The 17992-nt window shown below is 35.3% G+C and carries 16 protein-coding genes; 6 read left to right on the top strand and 10 right to left on the bottom strand.

Going from position 1 to position 17992, the window contains the following annotated elements; translation table 11 throughout:
• Positions 1–2: 2 nt before the first annotated feature.
• A complete protein-coding gene (locus AC3FI7_RS03540; protein ID WP_491461421.1) occupies positions 3–2210 on the bottom strand; it encodes a tetratricopeptide repeat-containing sensor histidine kinase in 2208 nt (735 codons plus the stop codon).
• A 405-nt stretch (positions 2211–2615) separates the two neighbouring features.
• Positions 2616–2858, bottom strand: coding sequence for a hypothetical protein (locus AC3FI7_RS03535; RefSeq protein WP_491461420.1), 243 nt, complete (start codon positions 2856–2858; stop codon positions 2616–2618).
• Positions 2859–3211: 353 nt separating this feature from the next.
• Here AC3FI7_RS03535 and AC3FI7_RS03530 point away from each other — a divergent pair, with 353 nt between their 5' ends.
• The 6 genes from AC3FI7_RS03530 (at position 3212) to AC3FI7_RS03505 (ending at position 9363) form a co-directional block, all read left to right on the top strand.
• Positions 3212–4033, top strand: a complete 822-nt coding sequence (locus AC3FI7_RS03530) for an alpha/beta fold hydrolase (RefSeq protein WP_142725822.1) — start codon at positions 3212–3214, stop codon at positions 4031–4033.
• A gap of 234 nt (positions 4034–4267) precedes the next feature.
• Complete coding sequence (gene rpmI / locus AC3FI7_RS03525; RefSeq protein WP_034676300.1) at positions 4268–4465, top strand: 50S ribosomal protein L35; 198 nt, start codon at positions 4268–4270, stop codon at positions 4463–4465.
• A 122-nt stretch (positions 4466–4587) separates the two neighbouring features.
• Positions 4588–4932, top strand: a complete 345-nt coding sequence (gene rplT, locus AC3FI7_RS03520; protein ID WP_002979659.1) for a 50S ribosomal protein L20 — start codon at positions 4588–4590, stop codon at positions 4930–4932.
• A gap of 639 nt (positions 4933–5571) precedes the next feature.
• On the top strand, positions 5572–6753 hold the full coding sequence (locus tag AC3FI7_RS03515) for a M28 family peptidase (protein ID WP_491461419.1): 1182 nt from the start codon (positions 5572–5574) through the stop codon (positions 6751–6753).
• A gap of 60 nt (positions 6754–6813) precedes the next feature.
• Positions 6814–7989, top strand: a complete 1176-nt coding sequence (locus AC3FI7_RS03510) for a M28 family peptidase (RefSeq protein WP_491461418.1) — start codon at positions 6814–6816, stop codon at positions 7987–7989.
• Between the two features lie 204 nt (positions 7990–8193).
• The gene (locus AC3FI7_RS03505) at positions 8194–9363 is read left to right on the top strand and encodes a M28 family peptidase (protein WP_491461417.1); all 1170 of its coding nucleotides are present in this window, start codon (positions 8194–8196) and stop codon (positions 9361–9363) included.
• Positions 9364–9415: 52 nt separating this feature from the next.
• Here AC3FI7_RS03505 and AC3FI7_RS03500 read toward each other — a convergent pair whose 3' ends face one another.
• From AC3FI7_RS03500 to AC3FI7_RS03465, 8 genes are all read right to left on the bottom strand, one after another.
• On the bottom strand, positions 9416–10444 hold the full coding sequence (locus tag AC3FI7_RS03500) for an RNA ligase family protein (protein WP_491461416.1): 1029 nt from the start codon (positions 10442–10444) through the stop codon (positions 9416–9418).
• Positions 10445–10455: 11 nt separating this feature from the next.
• Entirely contained in the window at positions 10456–11484 is a 1029-nt protein-coding gene (locus tag AC3FI7_RS03495) for a S41 family peptidase (protein ID WP_491461415.1), read from the bottom strand.
• Positions 11453–11821, bottom strand: a complete 369-nt coding sequence (locus AC3FI7_RS03490) for a hypothetical protein (RefSeq protein WP_491461414.1) — start codon at positions 11819–11821, stop codon at positions 11453–11455. Before AC3FI7_RS03490 ends, AC3FI7_RS03495 begins: the two co-directional genes overlap by 32 nt.
• Before the next feature lie 647 nt (positions 11822–12468).
• Positions 12469–12780, bottom strand: coding sequence for a hypothetical protein (locus tag AC3FI7_RS03485; protein ID WP_343658377.1), 312 nt, complete (start codon positions 12778–12780; stop codon positions 12469–12471).
• A 354-nt stretch (positions 12781–13134) separates the two neighbouring features.
• Entirely contained in the window at positions 13135–13623 is a 489-nt protein-coding gene (locus AC3FI7_RS03480; RefSeq protein ID WP_142725829.1) for a hypothetical protein, read from the bottom strand.
• Entirely contained in the window at positions 13598–13849 is a 252-nt protein-coding gene (locus tag AC3FI7_RS03475) for a hypothetical protein (RefSeq protein WP_491461413.1), read from the bottom strand. Before AC3FI7_RS03475 ends, AC3FI7_RS03480 begins: the two co-directional genes overlap by 26 nt.
• Before the next feature lie 426 nt (positions 13850–14275).
• Positions 14276–14524 carry a hypothetical protein gene (locus AC3FI7_RS03470; RefSeq protein ID WP_491461412.1) on the bottom strand — a complete coding sequence of 83 codons (249 nt, stop codon included), beginning with the start codon at positions 14522–14524 and terminating at the stop codon, positions 14276–14278.
• A 147-nt stretch (positions 14525–14671) separates the two neighbouring features.
• Positions 14672–17989, bottom strand: coding sequence for a DUF6443 domain-containing protein (locus AC3FI7_RS03465; RefSeq protein ID WP_491461411.1), 3318 nt, complete (start codon positions 17987–17989; stop codon positions 14672–14674).
• Positions 17990–17992 lie beyond the last annotated feature (3 nt).

Here is a 17992-nt window from a genome sequence, read left to right as displayed (position 1 = left end):
TTTTAATGAATGGGAATTTGAAGTTCTATGCTGGTGCCAATATTCAATTCGGAGGTAATATTCATTGTTCCTTTTAAAAACTGGACCCTTAATTCTATATTATGAAAACCTGCTGTTTTCTTTACGTCTAAGTCTGCAAGGTCAAAACCTTTACCGTTATCTTCTACTGTAAGATTCAATTGGTTTTCCTCTTCACTTATCTGAATAATAATTTCAGAAGTATCAGCATGTTTTATGGCATTGTTGACCAATTCCTGAATGATTCTGTAAATAATCAGCTCCTTCTCCTTCGATAGGGAGCTGCTGTAATTGATAAATTCTGTGTGGATTTCCAAAGCATTATTGGAAATTCGGGAAGCAAATTCCTGAATGGCCACTTCCAGACCGTATTTTGTTAATAAATCAGGCATTAAATTGTGTGCGACCCGTCTTAATTCTTCAACAGCTCCGTCGATCTGTTCAATTGATTTTGAAATCCCTTCCTCTATATGTTCAGATTGATAGGGATTTAAATAAGAGAGCTGAAGTTTGGTTCCGGAGAGCAATCCGCCCAATCCGTCATGAAGATCACGGGCCAGCCGGCCACGTTCCTGTTCCTGCCCTTCAAGCAATGCGGTAAGTGTTGAAATTTTTGAATTTTGTTTCTCCTGTTCCATCGCTAAGGTATGTAATTCATCTCTTCGCTTAATGGACTTGGCACGTTGTTTATAGGCATAAAGCAGTAACAAGATTAAAACGATAAAGAAAATAATAAAAAAGACGTAATAGGTATTGATCTTCTCTTTGAAGGCCAACAGCTTTTTGTAGTTGTTAATATCATTATTTTTCTGTTGGGTTTCCAACTTTGCCAGACGGAGCTGCTGTTCTTTTTTTTCTGATTCAAGTTCTGAGAACTTCAACCTTTCGCGCTGATTTTCTTCTACCAGTTTTAAATTGTTGTACACCTGTTCACGCTGTGCCCGGACGATGTTAATCAACTTGATTTCCTGAGCTTTTTTATCACTTTCCAGCTGAAGCTTGATATACTTCTGCTCCTGTCTTTCTTTATCAAACTGAGATTCCAATCTTTTGGTAATATCCAGTTTTTCCTGATCATAAACGCTTTTATACTGATCAACATAACTTTTATAATATGTGAGTGCTTCTTTGTAATTCCCTTGTTCCTCACTAATTCTGGATAAAGATTCAAGAATCGCCAATTCTATCTTATGATCTCTGACCGGGCTCTTCCCAATTTCCATGGACGCTTTCAGAAAATAAGACTTGGCTAAATCATAATCTTTATCCTGTATGGCCAATTCAGCCAATATCCCAAATGAAGAAGCAATATGAATGGCATCACCGGTTTCCAGGCTCACACTATTGGCCAACTGGGCATATTTCATCGCCTTATGGCTGTCAAAACCAGTATACAAATTAGCTAAATTGATAGCAGCATATGATAGATTGCTCCTGTTGAGCATCAGATTTTTGTTCTTATTGAATGTTGTAATAGCCTGCAGATAATACTGCTCTGTCTTATTTCTAAACTCCGTATTAGATGGATCCTGAGTGTATTTTTGCTCGTAGACATAGCCCATCCTCATATATGCATCGAAGATAAGATTGGGATCATTTTGTTTGGATGCCAGCAGCAGAAACTGTTTGCTGTATTTCTCTTCAAGCTGATATTCATTGAGGTTAGCATAAATAGCGGACAACTCTTTAGCAGCATTGCCAAATCTTGCATACAGCGTAGAGGTCGTTGGCGAGTTTTCATAATAATCAATCGCTTTTAAATAGGCGGCAACGGCTTCTGTTATTTTATTGTTCCGTTCCAGAATCCAGCCTTTTGCGTAATGAAAGTAACCTTTAATTTCGTTACTATTTGTTTTTAAACTGTACACTTTTGCCATCTCAAGACTTTTCAAAGACTCTGCTGTTTTATTATCCAGACGGTAATTCATAGCCTGTACTGCGTACAAAATTGTGGCGTATTTTCCATCAGACTGTTTTTTGGCGATGGAAATATTGGTATCTAAAATCTGATAAGATTTAGACTTGAGATTATGAAAAAATAAGGCACTTGCATATTTAGGAGCCAGGTTAAGCTGCTCTTCTGTATTATTTGACGCGTGGTCATATTCCTTTTCTAATTTGCTTAAAACATCCTGTGCATAGACAAAAAACGGACTAACAATTAAAGCAAGTATAAATAATAGCCTGTGCATCAAATCCTTATCTTTATTAAATTCTGTTATCGTAAAGACCGTAAATATAAGTAAATCCCCGATAATCGGTTTTCAGTCTGTTTTCCTGATTCGGAAAGCGAGATTAACGATTACAGCTTCTTTTTCACTCAATTTTATTTGGCTGTTGTTTTTACCCATACTTTTAAGTTGTGTTTATTCGAAATAAGAATTTATCATTGAATTGATTGTGAAAAAGAAAGCTATAAAAGTTATAAATTAATATTTATATCTAAGGGAATGACAGTCAATAATTATAATCAGAATCATAAATTTTTAACCGCTTTATCTTTAATAAATTCTTGGCTCAAATATAACAATAGAGATTGCATAAAAATATCCCTGATAACAGTGGTTTTTAATCATTCTCATCTTCCGGAAAACTTCTTAAAATACATAGTTTCCAACCTGTTCGAATAATATCACATAAAAATAAAATGCAGCTGAGGCAACTCCAATAGCTCCGGAAATGAGAAAAAAGAGAATATAATAACGTCCACTTTTATTTTTCTTTCTTATAGAATTGATAATAAGAGCAATGAGTGTGCATAAGAATCCTGTTCCGAAAAACAAAATCAGAACAGCAAGAAATAATGCCCTTTCAAGGTGTAAATCTGCAGATGAAAGCATAACTGGTGTTATAAGGTTATAGATAAAAAAAATCAGAAGACGGAAGGCTCGAGGAAAGAAACTTATCTACATCATCGAGCATAACTGAATTTTGTGTCTTCGTGTATTAGTCAGCAATATTAAAGAGAATGAAAAAAAATTGCAATCCCGGTTATCAGCTATATTTGATAAAATCGCATTTTCCATATAAAAATTTGCAGTTCAATTACATTTAAAGAATTATTTATATATTATTATCCAGAAATTCCCCATCAATTATTATCTTAGATCAACATATTGTGAAGATTTTCTATCTACATTTGTGAATATAAAAAGCCAGATATACTATTTATTAATCATTAAAAAAAGAAACAATGAGTACACTTACATTAAAAGACGGAACAGAAATTTATTACAAAGACTGGGGTAAAGGACAGCCGGTTTTTTTCCATCATGGATGGCCATTATCAAGTGATGACTGGGATGCGCAGATGTTCTTTTTTCTGGAACAGGGATACAGGGTAATTGCTCATGACAGAAGAGGACATGGAAGGTCTGAACAGACTCCTTATGGACATGATATGGATACTTATGCTTCTGATGTGGCAGAAATTGTTGAAGCGCTGGACTTAAAAGATGTGATTCATGTAGGGCATTCTACAGGAGGTGGTGAAGTGATCCGATATGTAGCCAAACATGGTAAAGGGAAAGTTTCAAAAGCTGTTCTGGTAAGTGCAGTAACTCCTATTATGGTGCAGAATGAGAACAACCCGAATGGAGTTCCCATCTCTGTTTTTGATGATATCCGAAATAATACAGCGAAACACAGACAACAATTCTTTATTGATATTACCTTCCCTTTTTATGGATACAACAGAGAAGGCGCCAAAGTTTCTGAAGGTATTCAGAGAAACTGGTGGAGACAAGGTATGAGTGGTTCTATCAAAGCTCATTATGACTGTGTAAAAGCATTCTCTGAAACAGATTTCACAGAAGATCTTAAAAGTGTAGACGTACCTGTCTTGGTAATGCATGGTGAAGATGATCAGATCGTACCCTTTGAAACAACAGGTAAGGTAGCTGCTACCCTGCTTAAAAACGGGAAGCTGATTTCTTATCCTGGCTTTCCTCACGGTATGCCAACAACAGAGGCCGAAACCATCAATAAAGACCTGCTGGAGTTTTTCAAATCATAACAGGATCAAACCTCATTAAAATTCAAAGAAAAACTTATATTAAAAACAATAGACAAATCTGTTAATACAGGTTTGTCTATTATTTATTATAGTGATGATGGATTATCTATTTATGACATTAAAAAATCCTTTCACATATCAGTTTTTTTTCGTAATTTTGCCAACTATTATTCCTAATGTCTTTAGGAAACCATAAACAGATATTGATAACAAAAACAATAAAAAAGCAAAACAATGCCAAAATTAAAAACGAAATCAGGTGCTAAGAAACGTTTTGCTCTTACCGGAACAGGTAAGATCAAAAGAAAAAACGCTTACAAAAGCCACATCTTAACTAAGAAAGAAACAAAGCAGAAGAGAAATCTTACTACTACTTCTTACGTAGCTAAAGTGGATGAGAAAAGCGTTCAACGTCAATTAGCAATTAAGTAGTTTTTATAAATCTATATTTCGGTTTATAAGAATTCAAAACAAATTCACAATTTTAACCCTGAAACGGTGCTAACAAGTGTAACATATGTGTTACCGCCCTTTTCAAAAAAACAATTTAAATTATGCCAAGATCAGTAAATGCCGTAGCTTCAAGAGCTCGCAGAAAGAAAATTTTTAAGCACGCTAAAGGTTATTTCGGAAGAAGAAAGAACGTTTGGACTGTAGCTAAAAACGCGGTAGAAAAAGCAATGCAATATGCTTACCGTGGTAGAAAAGAGAAAAAGAGAAATTTCAGAGCACTTTGGATCACTCGTATCAACGCGGGAACAAGAGAGCACGGAATGTCTTACTCTCAATTTATGGGAGCTCTTAAAAAGAACAACATCGAACTTAACAGAAAAGTTTTAGCAGATTTAGCAATGAATCACCCTGAAGCTTTCAAAGCTGTTGTAGATCAAGTAAAATAATGTAGAATAGATTTTGTTATCAATATAGATCCCGGGTTTTCCCGGGATTTTTTTGTATACCCTTTTTTTAAACATTAATTTTCGGATCAAGCGCAAAAGTTAGGGACTAGTACAAAATCTATACTTTTTATTGAACTGACAGGTCATTTTTTAATCGCAAAGAAAAATGATTCAAATGTTTTATTTTAGAAAGCTAAGAAGTACGACTTTGTCGCTGAAGGAGCTTAATGGATATTAGCTTAGAAAGAATCAATTTCATTGATTCCATCTTTGCTCCCTTGAAAATATGAGATAAGAAGCTAAAAACTTTGCGTTAGTTTAAACAATATTTCCCCAGCTTTTGAGACTGATCCTAATTTTCCATTTCATTCAAACTAAGCATAATTTGAAGAATCGATACCATTATCCATACAATCCTGGCAATGAAATAGTAAACATTCAACTTAAAAACACTCAATACTAAAGAATAAAATAAATACATACCCTAATCTAGGATAAAAATAATCTATCATAATCACAAATGACATAAAAAGTTATATTATTATCAAAAAATCACCTAAACACCTACGAATAGACCTGAAAAACAATAATAAATGATGATTTATTATTATATTAGCAATCTATAAAGAAAGTATCAAAATGAAAAAAGTTGCAGCGGTTTTGCTGACTTCCATAGCACTACAAAATGTGGATGCACAGAATTTTATTCAGGCCTATAAAAACAGGGCCGACATGGTTACCCAAACCAATATCAACACCAATCTTCAGGAGTTCGCAGCCTTTGGGATCAAAAAAACAGGCACGATTGCTAATAACAATGCTTTGAACTGGCTGAAAAATAAATATCTGTCTTATGGGTATGCTGCCAGTGACCTTTCTGAGGACGCTTTCACATATGGAGGTAATACATCAAAAAACTTAATCATTACAAAAACCGGAACCGTATATCCCAACAAATATGTTATTATCTGCGGGCATTATGATACCATCGTAGGTCCAGGGGTAAGTGACAATGGAAGCGGAACTTCTATTATCCTGGAAGCGGCAAGAATACTGAAGGATGTTCCTACGGAATACTCTATCAAATTTATCCATTTTTCAGGGGAAGAACAAGGTCTGGTAGGAAGCAATCACTATGTCAATAATATTGCTTACCAGGGAGGTAATCAGGTCCTGGATATAAAACTTGTTCTGAACATTGACCAGGTAGGCGGACTTATAGGAAATAATAACAATAAGATTACCTGTGAAAGAGATACTGGAGGAGTCTCCTCCAATAATGCAGCATCGGATATCGCAACACAGGAACTGATGACCTGTACAGGTCTCTACTCTCCTCTTCAGACCAATCTTTCCTATGCCTACAGTTCCGACTATATGCCTTTTGAAGCCAAAGGATATACGATTACAGGATTTTACGAATATCTCAGAAGTGAAAACGAACATACCGTAAACGATACTTTTGCCAATCTTGACCCCGTGTATGTTTTCAATGTGGGAAAAGCAGCTGTGGGAGCATTACAACATTTTGCCGTTGCCACAACAACCAATAATCTACTGAGTGCGAACGAGACTTCTGTACAGAAATCAGGGGAAGGCATTAGAATTTATCCTAATCCCGCTAAAGATCTGGTAACCCTTGAATTTGAGCAAAAAGTAAAGCAATTCAAAGTTGAAGTGAATGATATGGCAGGAAACACTGTTCTCAATCTTGAAAACCAGGAAAAGATTAATACCTCGGGATTGAAAAACGGAGTCTATACGTTTACCATTAAGACTGATAAAGGAAATACTACAAAAAAAATAATTATCAATAAATAATTTCAAGCCGGAACAGGGTTGAATAGATATTTCACTGCGTATCCGGCATTACCTCATACAATGAAGAAAATCTCCACTTTTCTACTCGCTTCTATCGCCATCCAAAGTATTGAAGCCCAAAGCTTCATTCAGGCTTATCAGGACAGAGCGAATATGGTAACTCAGACCAACATTACAACTTACCTTCAGGAATTTGCTAATCTGGGGGTAAAAACCACAGGATCAACGGCTAATGCCAATGCACTGACCTGGCTTAAGAATAAGTATCTTTCTTACGGGTATACAGCCAGTCAGATTGTTGAAGATCCCTTCACTGCAGGAAGTTATACATCTAAAAATCTGGTGATTACAAAAACCGGAACAGTTTATCCCAATAAATATGTTATCATTTGCGGGCATTTTGACAGCATAACCGGCTTGGGAGTCAATGATAACGGCAGCGGAACTTCTATTATTCTTGAGGCTGCAAGAATTCTGAAAGATGTTCCTACGGAATACTCTGTCAAATTCATTCATTTTTCAGGGGAAGAGCAAGGACTTTTAGGCAGCAGCCATTATGCGAATACGGTAGCCTATCAGGGCAGCAATCGTGTTTTGGATATAAAGCTGGTTTTTAATCTGGATCAGGTGGGAGGTGTGATGGGAAATAGCAACAATACGGTTTACTGTGATCAGGACCTTGGAGGACTTACATCAAATAATGCTGCTTCCGCGACTGTAACCCAGGAATTGAGAAACTGTACAGCACTCTACTCTCCTCTTCTGACAGCTGTGGATCCCGCTGCCGATACAGATTACATCCCGTTTGAACAGAAAGGTGAAGTGATCACTGGTTTCTTTGAAAGAATCAGGAGTACCTATCCGCATACCGTTAATGATACTTTTGCCAATACTGATCCTGTTTACATTTACAATATAGGCAAAGCATCTGTTGGTGCATTACAACATTTTGCTGTTGCTACAGGTACACTAGGAACCCATGAGCTAACCGTAAAAAACACGCTGGAAACCGTAAAAATTTACCCTAACCCAGTAAAGGATTTTATCAATATTGATCTGCCGGATCCCGGAACTAAAAATTTCACTTTTGAACTTACTGATTTTCAGGGTCGGTCTATTTTCAAGAGAACTAATGAAACAAAAATTAATGTTTCCGGGCTGGAAAATGGTGCTTATATAGGGATTTTAAAAATCGGCGACCAAAAGGCCGTAAGAAAAGTGATGATCGAAAGATAATTTTTGTCACAATAAACAATCTAAACCTCTGAATTGCTTCAGGGGTTTTTATTTTTCCTCAGCATCAGATTACCATTAGGCATATATTCATTACACTTCTTTTTTAATATGACATTCATAATAAACCTCATTATATTTTAACGTATTAAACACTTTATTGTGATTTATTTACTACATTCGTGTTACCAAAACAATATAATACATATGAAAAAAATCACAACATTTTTGTGTACTGCATTGATCATGCAGAGCATTGGAGCTCAAAGTTTTATCCAGGCCTATAAAGACAGGGCTGATATGGTTACCCAGGCAAACATTACTTCCAACCTTCAGGAATTTGCCAATCTGGGTGTTAAAACTACTGGTTCAACGGCTAATGCCAATACCCTTACCTGGATCAAAAACAAATATCTCTCCTATGGCTATAATGCCAGTCAGATAGAGGAAAGCCCCTTTACTTTTGGAAGTACAAGTTCTAAGAATTTAATCATAACCAAAACAGGGACCCTTTATCCTAATAAATATGTGATTATCTGCGGACATTTTGATACGATTTATGGCCCCGGAGTTAATGATAATGGCAGTGGAACATCCATCATTCTTGAAGCAGCAAGGATCCTGAAAAATGTTTCTACAGAATATTCCATCAAATTCATTCACTTTTCCGGCGAGGAACAAGGACTGAAAGGGAGCAGCCATTATGTTAATAATGTAGTTTATCAGGGAGGAGTCCGTAAATTAGACATAAAACTGGTTTTCAATCTCGATCAGGTAGGCGGTGTAAAAGGCAACAACAATAACACAGTATACTGTGATGAAGATCAGGGCGGGCTTTCCAGCAACAATGCGGCTTCTGCAGCGGTAACCCAACAGCTGAGAAACTGCACGGCACTCTATTCTCCACTTCAGACTGCTGTGGATCCTGCTGCTGACACGGATTATATCCCGTTTGAGCAAAAAGGTGAAGTAATTACCGGTTTTTTTGAAAGGATAAGAAGCAGTTATCCTCATAGTTCTAAAGATACATTCACCAATATGGATCCTGTATACGTATACAATATCGGAAAAGCTACCGTAGGCGCATTGCAGCATTTTGCAGCAGCTTCAACGACAATGAGCAAAGCAGCGTCAAAAAATGCACTAGAAACAGCAAAAATCTATCCTAATCCTGCTCAAAATATTCTCAATATTGAATTACCGGATTCCAGGGAAACCAATTTCAGTTTTGAAATCAGTAATTCAATCGGCAGAACGATGCTTAAGGTAAATAATGAAAGAAAGATTGATGTTTCCCATCTTCCAAACGGAGTATATATAGGAGTTTTAAAAGTGGGTAATCAGACGCTTGTTAAAAACATCATCATTGAAAGATAACAGCATTAAAATCATTATAAATAAAACAGCAGGAATATTATCCTGCTGTTTTTTATGATAAGGCTATCATTTTTTGTATTTCAGGTTTCATCCGTTCTATGATCCATTCTTTATCATCAGTAACCAGATCTTCCAGCAGATTACTGTTATTTTCATTAAAATCTGTAAGAATATCCTGTAAAAATTCATTTTTAATTTCGCTGAGGCGGACCGGATTGCTTTTATCAAGTGCGCCAACTTTTGATATCACACTTTCCAGACGATTCTTCGTTACATAAGTTCTCAGTTCCTCTATTATAAAAGAAAGACTTTCTGTTTTTGAATAGATATCCGGAACGAATGACCATTTTTCAGCTTTATGAAACTTCTCTTCTTCATCAAACTCAGGATTTTTCAACTTGATCACCGGACGGTCAGACAATAGCTCTTTATCTTTTAAATCGAATGGTTTGATCACAACTCCTTCAATAAGATTTTGCTTCAATTCAGGCAGCCCAAGCTCTTTAGGAATAGGAGAATCTATTCTGATATTGAAATTCAAAGCTTCATTAAATTTTCCAATAAACAATGGCTTCACATAGGGTATTCCGAATTGTTCAAAATATGAAACTGCAGTTTCATAATCCAGATAGTATTTCAACCCATTCTCATCAACAATAGCCAAGTCAAAAGCATAAAAAAGAATATCGGGCGTATAATAAACTCCTGTCTGTATAGCCTTTACATTTTCGACAGCAGAAATCTCCGGATGTGGATAATGTCCACCGAATAATTCACCATAAACAATATATCTGGTACCCGGCACTGCAGCACCAAGATACTCAAACAATGCCAGCATGCTGTTCTCCAATTTACTGACAACAAGCTGAAAACCAAAGAAGTCATCTTTCCAGTCAAGGTACTCTCTTCTTTTGGCATATTTAAGAGTATTATTTTCATAGCTGAAACTAAAATTGGCGCCATGTATTTTTTCAGTTACCACCCATTTCAGCTTATCCATTTTTGATAAATCACTTTCATTAAGCCCGATTTTCTTCAATGAATCAGGCATTTTTTCGTATCCGGAAAATTCGGTCATCATATTTTATTATATTAAAGCTGATCTACAATCTGTGTTTCTGTTTTATCTTTTAAGTTGATAATTTTTGTAGGAACAAGCCTGTTAGGCTGTATATTTCCTGCAGGTCTTATCCATTCTTTTACACCAAACAGGAAATCCAGTTTGGTATTAGGCGTCTGAAATCGAATCAGTTCTCCAAAATGATTAGGATGTCCTTTTTCAGGCATTTCCCCTACAACTTCTGCCAGTTTGTTATCGAGGACCATCACACTGAACATCATCGCACTGGAAAACGTATTTTTCCCCACGATCACATATGTTTTTCCATTGAATCGCAACGGATTATTACCAGCAGCTACAGTAAGGGAGAGGATCGGATAATAACCACCGTCTTTTATCCTGTTATATTCAGGGGATTCTTTATTGTTCGCTTTTAAATAATCAGCATATTCTTTACTTTTTTTCCATCTTCCCTGATAGGTATGATAAGGCTTGTCTGAAAAATAGCTGATCAGTAAATTTCCAACTGCTGAATTCCCTCCTGAATTGTTATGCACATCAACAACCAGCTTATTGATATTATCTTTTTTGACCTGAGTAAATATGCTGTCAAATTTAGTCTTCCACTCTTCCAGCGTGAATGTCCCTCTGTCATCAAAAGTATTAACCGTCAGATAAGCATATTCATTTACTTTTTTATAATCAACAGGTTTAAAATTATCATTCTTTACGGGCTGGCTTTTTGAAGCATTGGCTTTTAACTGTTCCAGAGAAATACTTTTAATCGTCTTTTGCAGTCCGCTTTTAAAGTTCAGGTTGTAATCATCCGTAATGAAATAACAGTACTTATTGATCATGATCCAAAACTTATCAGCAGCCACGGAAATCCGCTCTTCTTTAGCACCGGGAATGGTTTGGGCACAGGTTTCCAGCACTTCATTGACAGGTATACTATTCAGCGAAATCAATTCGTCACCAATATTCAGTGTACTGTCTGAGTAATTCTCTGTAAGAATCATTTTGCCATTTTCATATTTGAATTTTAACGGCAATACTTTCATGCTTTTTTTTTATACTGTCGGTAACGCAGAAATCAGACATTGAACTATGCTCGTCATTCAATGTAACAATCAAAGGTTTTGCGAGATAATAAAATTCCCTCTGTGTCATCCCGTTTTTCAGAGACTTACGAATATCTGTATATTTCTTTTCAAATTCTGATTTTGAGATTTCAGTATAGGGATTTACATGGGCATTTATTATTTTCTCCTTCATAAAATCTATGTCCTGTTCCAGCTGCTGCCTTGTGAATTTCTGGGCATAAAGTTCATTACAGTTTTTTTGAGCAAAAGCAGACTGAAAGAGCAATGTTGCTATTAAAGTTAATTTTAATTTCATGGAATTGTTAGTATCTGGCAAAATTAGTGTTTTAAAGCTTTATTTTGTTACAGGATAAGGAATTGTTACTGCCAGTTTAAAATATTAGCTAAGAAGGTCAGTGGGTTTTTGATCTTTCTTTAAATATTGCCAAACCACCACTACCGCACAAATCCTTTCGTGTGGTTTAGTTTAAAACCATAGATCAAACCATCAGATTGAATTCCTAAAAATTTTTGTTTTTATGATCTTATATTTTTAGCAGAAGCTCTTTATTATTCTGAATTACTATATCAACATCACACACGATAGATATTGATTTGACAGTATAAGTTCCACACAATGATTTGTGCGACAGCAAGGGGGCTGTCACACGATGCAATTGTGAGGTAGGGGGATTTTTTTGCTAAAAAAATGCTGCTGCTTTATAAAAACATAAAACCCAACGCATTGCGATGGGTTTTGTTATTATCCGCGCAAAGTCGGAAGAGTTTGCGCAGCGGGGAAAAGAAAGTATTGATATCTACAATACTAAAAGACCACATTTAAGTCTTAATATGCAAACGCCAGATAAAGTGCATAAAAAATCCGAAGAAAATAAATACTTCTCCGGATTAAATATTGTCTAATTTTATGTCAATCTATTTTAGGACGACTCAATCTGATTTTTATTTCTGATTTTTTATTCTATTTATAAAAGGAAAAGTTTCATTGTATTCTACCGAAATAGTATCACCAACTTTATATTGTTCATCATAACTCGGATTAGAATAGTCTTTACCATTTACTGAAAATTTATAATAGTAGTTAAATGCTCCTATTATAAAGCCTCTCCTTAAAGCATCTTTCTCTTTAATAACTAAGCCAGATGTTGTTTTTGTTGGAAGAACAGACAATAAAGGTCTATATATTAATACATTTCTATTAAGAAAAATAATAAATAGTAGTATCAAGACTAAAAGTATTCTTTTTTTATTCATTTGTCTTATCTTTTAATTTATCTACATTATTTTTAGATGTTGCGTTTACAGTATTTTCAACGGCTTTATTTGTTGAGTTTTTCACTCCATTACTTAATTGTTTGGATATGCCTTTTATATCAAGTTTTTTCCCCGCTACCGCACGAATCCTTTCGTGTGGTTTAATTTAACTATAGATCAAACCATCAGATTGAATTCCTAAAAATTTTTGTTTTTATGATCTTATATTTTTAGCAGAAGCTCTTTATTATTCTGAATTACTATATCAATATCACACACGATAGATATTGATTTGATAGTATAAGTTCTACATAATGATTCGTGCGACAGCAGGGGGATTTATATATAAAATTATTAATCTGAATTTTTACAATTATTTTCCATAAAATAATGAATCTTTTCTTTATCAGTAATCAACTTATTATTTTTGAAATATAAGGCATAACCATTAATAAGGCTTTGGTTACCTTTTGGTAATATTGTGACATCATAACTTACAGGCTTTAAATATCTGTCAAAAAAACATATATTCTTCTTATTAATATTTTTTTCATCAATTTCATAAATTATCAACATTCCTTTATAATTATATGTTTTATATCTCTGAATCTTTTTTTCGTCATAATAAATTAAATCTTTTTTACTTGCTGTAAATAACAATTCATTTTTACAATCTACTATTAAATTTATCTGAATAAATTTAAAATTCCCTTCATCCTTTTTCCATTTATCTAGATAAGTATATAAAGATTTTTCCTCTTTAGCTTGGGCATCTGAGCAATTAAAATTAAGCGTGAAAAATAGAATAATTAATATTTTAGTCTTTTTTATATTTCCCTTCATAAGCTTTAATTATCTTAGAACTATCGTAAATTATTGTTGTATCATATTGAACAACATAAATAAAATGGAGTGCTTTAGTGCTACTTCCTGCAGCTATCCTATCTCCATCATTCGTTTTTCCAATTGAATGAAAAGTATATCCGTTTGCTTTCGTTGGGAATTTGGACATTATAAAGCCACTTGGATTCAATGCTCCTGAAAATGGAGTTCCCCCACTGAAATCCAAAGTCCCAGGGTGTAAATGACCATGTAATTTAACATTATTTTCCCCCGCTACCGCACGAATCCTTTCGTGTGGTTTAGTTTAAAACTATAGATCAAACTATCAGATTGAATTCCTAAAAATTTTTGTTTTTTATGATCTTATATTTTAACAGAAGCTCTTTATTATTCTGAATTACTATATCAATATCACACACGATAGATATTGATTTGACAGTATAAGTTCCAAACGAATGATTAGTGTGACAGCAAGGGTATTGAAGATATCGACAGGTTTGATCCTGCAACAAAAGAATATCTGTTCTTTCTCGTTGGTAATATTATACAAAATTTTAAAACTAAACAAGCAAAAAACCTCGTATTTTTCGAGGTTTTTTATCTGTCTGCCACACGATGCAATCGTGCGGTAGCGAGGCGCATTTATAAATAGTCAATAAATAGGCTCTCTATTTGTGTAAGCTAACTCGATTTTATTTAATCTTATATCAAGCAGCATATTATTATATGTTTTGTCAATCGTCAATTTATATCTTTTTCCATTATATTTTAAAATTACATAATTTACATCATCTTTTAATAAGAATTCTAAAACCTTAGAATTTTCAACTTTTTTTGTAGAAATACTATTATTTATCTTATATTTTTCAAAAAGTACTTCATTTTTATCTGTCTTAATCAAGATTGAATGATACTTTTCATTATCATAAAATTGAATTATCAATTTACTTCTTCCATTAGTTGCTCATTTTCCAAAGGTGGAATATAATGAGTTTCAGGAACTGAATAACAGTTATGCAGTATAATGAATATACTGATAAATAAAATCTTATGGATTATTTTTTTTCTCATCAGGTACATTTTGGATCACTATATCTCTTTGTTGTGGATTAATATTACCTCCTGCTCTTGGAGCGTGCATGAGATTTGTCCACCCAACTGAATCTTTGGCTGTATTCTGCGGACTAGGATCAGTTTGATGTCTCAGTCCAAACGAATGCCCTGTTTCATGTGCAGCAGCCTCCGCAGTCATACTCTTTCCATTTGAAACTATTTGCATATTATTTTGCTGGCTATTACCTATATAACCATTAATAGGATCTGCATCTTTTCCTTCTAATTGTATTATTCCCATTACAACTGTATCGTCACTAACATTAACTGGATTCCCTTGAGTATCTAATATTGTATCAACTATAGAAATTGAATAGTCTCCATCTTTAACACTATTTACAGTTTCAAAATTAATTTTCCCAATTTCTAATTTATCACCATTGCTTAATAACCCATTATATGAGTTTTTCATGTTATTAACATAGCTTTTTTGAAAATCTTTCATATTTTCAGATGTAAAATTCTTAGCACCATTTATTAATTTTATATCAGCATTTAGTGTATGAGTTTTTGTTCCATCTTGATTCAGTGCTGTTGATCTTACCCATTCCAATCCTTCCAATTCTCTACCATCAACAACTCTATTTTCAGAAAAATTATAATGAGATTGATAAGAATATTTTTCAGAAAGCGGATCAATATTAAAGAACCTTCCTACATCGGGCATATAATTCCTCCATTTAAAACTGTACCAACCAGTCTCTTGCAGCTCTTGTCCTTGATACTTGTACTTATAACTTGGATTTCCTGTCAATACATTATATCCCTCATGTTTCAATCCGAACGGGTAATAATTACTCTCTTCAATGATCTCTGTTTCTGCTCCACTTTTAGCATAGCTTAATCTGGTGTTTCCTAGGTGGTCGGTATAATTATATACATACTTTCCGGTTTCAATATTAAAATATCCTTCTGCTGTCGGGAAAAATTTTAATACAGAATCAGTATACTGGAAACCGTCCAGATAATCGGTTGTTTCTGTTCCAAAAACCTTTCTTACCTTCACTCCGTCTGCTCTGTAAATATAATCTGTTACTTTGGAGTTTTGGGTAATCTTTCCAGGTAAATTTAGATAATTATATTGGATGGAGGAAATTCCTTTATCCAATTGAGTGGTCATATTTCCGTTGATGTCATAAGTAATGGTGCTTCCTGTACTTCCTGATGCTAATGGATATCCACTGATGGCATTTCCGGTTCCGATTTCTTTAAGGTAAGATAATTTATTACTTTGTTCCCCATTTTCATAATGGTATTCCAAATTATCCATTACTTCTGGTGCTGTATATCCCGGAAGTTGTCTTCCTCTTCTTAAAAGCGTTTTTATGTTTCCGTTAAGATCGTAAGTCAGCTGTTCATGATATTCTCCCCTTTCTAAATTCATAGCATCCCAAAAACGTCCTTCTTTAAGTCGGTTAAGAGCATCATATTCATAGGAGTAATTTCTCAGTACCGCATCATTTTGGGTAATCCATGACATCTGGGAAATATTTCCATTATACCTCGCGGAACCAGAAAACTGACTGTTTGGGTTATTATAACGCAGTTCGTACGCAAAAAGTTTATTCTGCAGATTAGACGGATCATTAACTTTTGTCATCCAGCCGCGGATATTGTATTTATAATCTACAGCCTGTAATGGGGATGCAGCAGCTGTTCCTCCTACTTTTTTAGATTCCAGCTGGGAAATTTCATTGTATTTATTTTGAGCAAGGTATTCAACAGGATTATTACCAACCTGGTGGGTATGGGTCAGCAGCCTGTTCTGGGAATCATAAGTGAACTTTTCCACAATGACCTTTTCAGGATCTGAACCCAATCTTCTGTGGTAGGTATTTGTTTGAAGGACAACCCCGGCAAAATCAAGCTTATTGTTGATCACGGTGTAGCCTCCCAGATAATTGTTACTTCTTGAGCCAATGTTTCTTCCTTTGGTATCATACCAGATAAAGTTCTTTGTCCATCTGTCATCTTCTATATTTTTGATATAGGAAGCGGTAAGCATTCCCTTGGTGGTTTGGGCATTAGCGGGGTTATCCGTAAGAAGGGGCTGGGCAAATACATTGGTGACCGCAGAGGAGCCTGTAGGATAGGTGTCATAATAATTGACAGTCAGTAATTTAGTAACAGAACCCGGATAGCTGGTAGAACCACTGTCATAATACACTCCCAGTCCACTGTTTGTGAATCCCACCGTAGCAGATCTGGCTACATTGTTGCTGCCTTTAGCATCTGCCAACACCTGCTCAGCTGCTCTTCCTGCGGCACTGTATACCTGGGAGCTGGTATATATTCCCGTATAAGCTGCTCTTCCGAACTGGTCATACTTGGTAAACAGCCACTGTTTTAAAGCTCCTATGACAGCATCCTGGGTCATGATCAGCCTGTCCTGCCTGTCATATACCATGTATTCCCAGGCTTTACCGGGAAGTTTCTTTTCAACCAGACGTCCTCTTGCGTCATAACGGTACTGGTAGCAAAGGGCATTAAGCAGATCATCTGTCAGGCTCTGATTAGCAGCCTTGGGAGGAAGAACAAAAGCCAGCTGGTTATATTCATTATATACATAATAGGTGTCTGCATATTCTGTATCTGAAATCATTTTCCTTACCAAAATAGTCTGTCCCTGTCCGTTTTTATATTCATAGGTCCTGTTCCCGTCTTCATCTGTGACCATATTCCTGTAAAGCTGATTGGCACTGCTATATGCAGATACCGTTAACGTCGTTTTTGTAGCTCCGTTTTCCCATATTGTTGTAGGAACAAACTTGTAGGCATCATTTCCTATGTTGGCTGCATATTCAAACTTAACAGGTTTATTACTCCAGTCATTCCCCACCTGGATCTGCTGCTGAATCCTGTCCAGAGGAGAGTTCTCAAGGATCTTTTCTGAATAGATCTTTTCCGGACCATAGGGAGTGCCCGCAGCATTGCTCAAAGGATTAGGAATAATGGCACCATTTAAAGTGTTCCCCTGGGGAACAGGAAGATAATCTTTCACCTGCCTTCCAAACTGGTCATACTCGATATGGGTCACTACATCACGTCCCAGAGGTGATGCTTTTACATTAACGATTTGCTTAGGCCTTCCCAATCCATCAAAATACTGGACTGTTTCAGAGGTTTTTGTATGTGTAGTTCCATTGTAGTCAAGATAGGTTTTGGTCTGAACATAGTTTTCTGTGGTAGAAGCCTGCCCAAATACAAGGTTGGACAGAAGCAGGGCTCCTGCCGGTATTAATAATTTTTTCATCGG

It is taken from the genome of Chryseobacterium sp. TQ-BC-N36 (genome assembly GCF_058382295.1).
This window is presented reverse-complemented; position numbering and strand designations above follow the sequence as displayed.

What these genes read in the sequence shown, in the direction of transcription:
- rplT (WP_002979659.1), top strand. Translation starts at nt 4,588, where the DNA reads ATGCCAAGATCAGTAAATGCCGTAGCTTCAAGAGCTCGCAGAAAGAAA.
- AC3FI7_RS03465 (WP_491461411.1), bottom strand. Translation starts at nt 17,989, where the DNA reads ATGAAAAAATTATTAATACCGGCAGGAGCCCTGCTTCTGTCCAACCTT.
- AC3FI7_RS03515 (WP_491461419.1), top strand. Translation starts at nt 5,572, where the DNA reads ATGAAAAAAGTTGCAGCGGTTTTGCTGACTTCCATAGCACTACAAAAT.
- AC3FI7_RS03535 (WP_491461420.1), bottom strand. Translation starts at nt 2,858, where the DNA reads ATGCTTTCATCTGCAGATTTACACCTTGAAAGGGCATTATTTCTTGCT.
- AC3FI7_RS03510 (WP_491461418.1), top strand. Translation starts at nt 6,814, where the DNA reads ATGAAGAAAATCTCCACTTTTCTACTCGCTTCTATCGCCATCCAAAGT.
- AC3FI7_RS03500 (WP_491461416.1), bottom strand. Translation starts at nt 10,444, where the DNA reads ATGATGACCGAATTTTCCGGATACGAAAAAATGCCTGATTCATTGAAG.
- AC3FI7_RS03495 (WP_491461415.1), bottom strand. Translation starts at nt 11,484, where the DNA reads ATGAAAGTATTGCCGTTAAAATTCAAATATGAAAATGGCAAAATGATT.
- rpmI (WP_034676300.1), top strand. Translation starts at nt 4,268, where the DNA reads ATGCCAAAATTAAAAACGAAATCAGGTGCTAAGAAACGTTTTGCTCTT.
- AC3FI7_RS03485 (WP_343658377.1), bottom strand. Translation starts at nt 12,780, where the DNA reads ATGAATAAAAAAAGAATACTTTTAGTCTTGATACTACTATTTATTATT.
- AC3FI7_RS03480 (WP_142725829.1), bottom strand. Translation starts at nt 13,623, where the DNA reads ATGAAGGGAAATATAAAAAAGACTAAAATATTAATTATTCTATTTTTC.
- AC3FI7_RS03530 (WP_142725822.1), top strand. Translation starts at nt 3,212, where the DNA reads ATGAGTACACTTACATTAAAAGACGGAACAGAAATTTATTACAAAGAC.
- AC3FI7_RS03540 (WP_491461421.1), bottom strand. Translation starts at nt 2,210, where the DNA reads ATGCACAGGCTATTATTTATACTTGCTTTAATTGTTAGTCCGTTTTTT.
- AC3FI7_RS03505 (WP_491461417.1), top strand. Translation starts at nt 8,194, where the DNA reads ATGAAAAAAATCACAACATTTTTGTGTACTGCATTGATCATGCAGAGC.
- AC3FI7_RS03490 (WP_491461414.1), bottom strand. Translation starts at nt 11,821, where the DNA reads ATGAAATTAAAATTAACTTTAATAGCAACATTGCTCTTTCAGTCTGCT.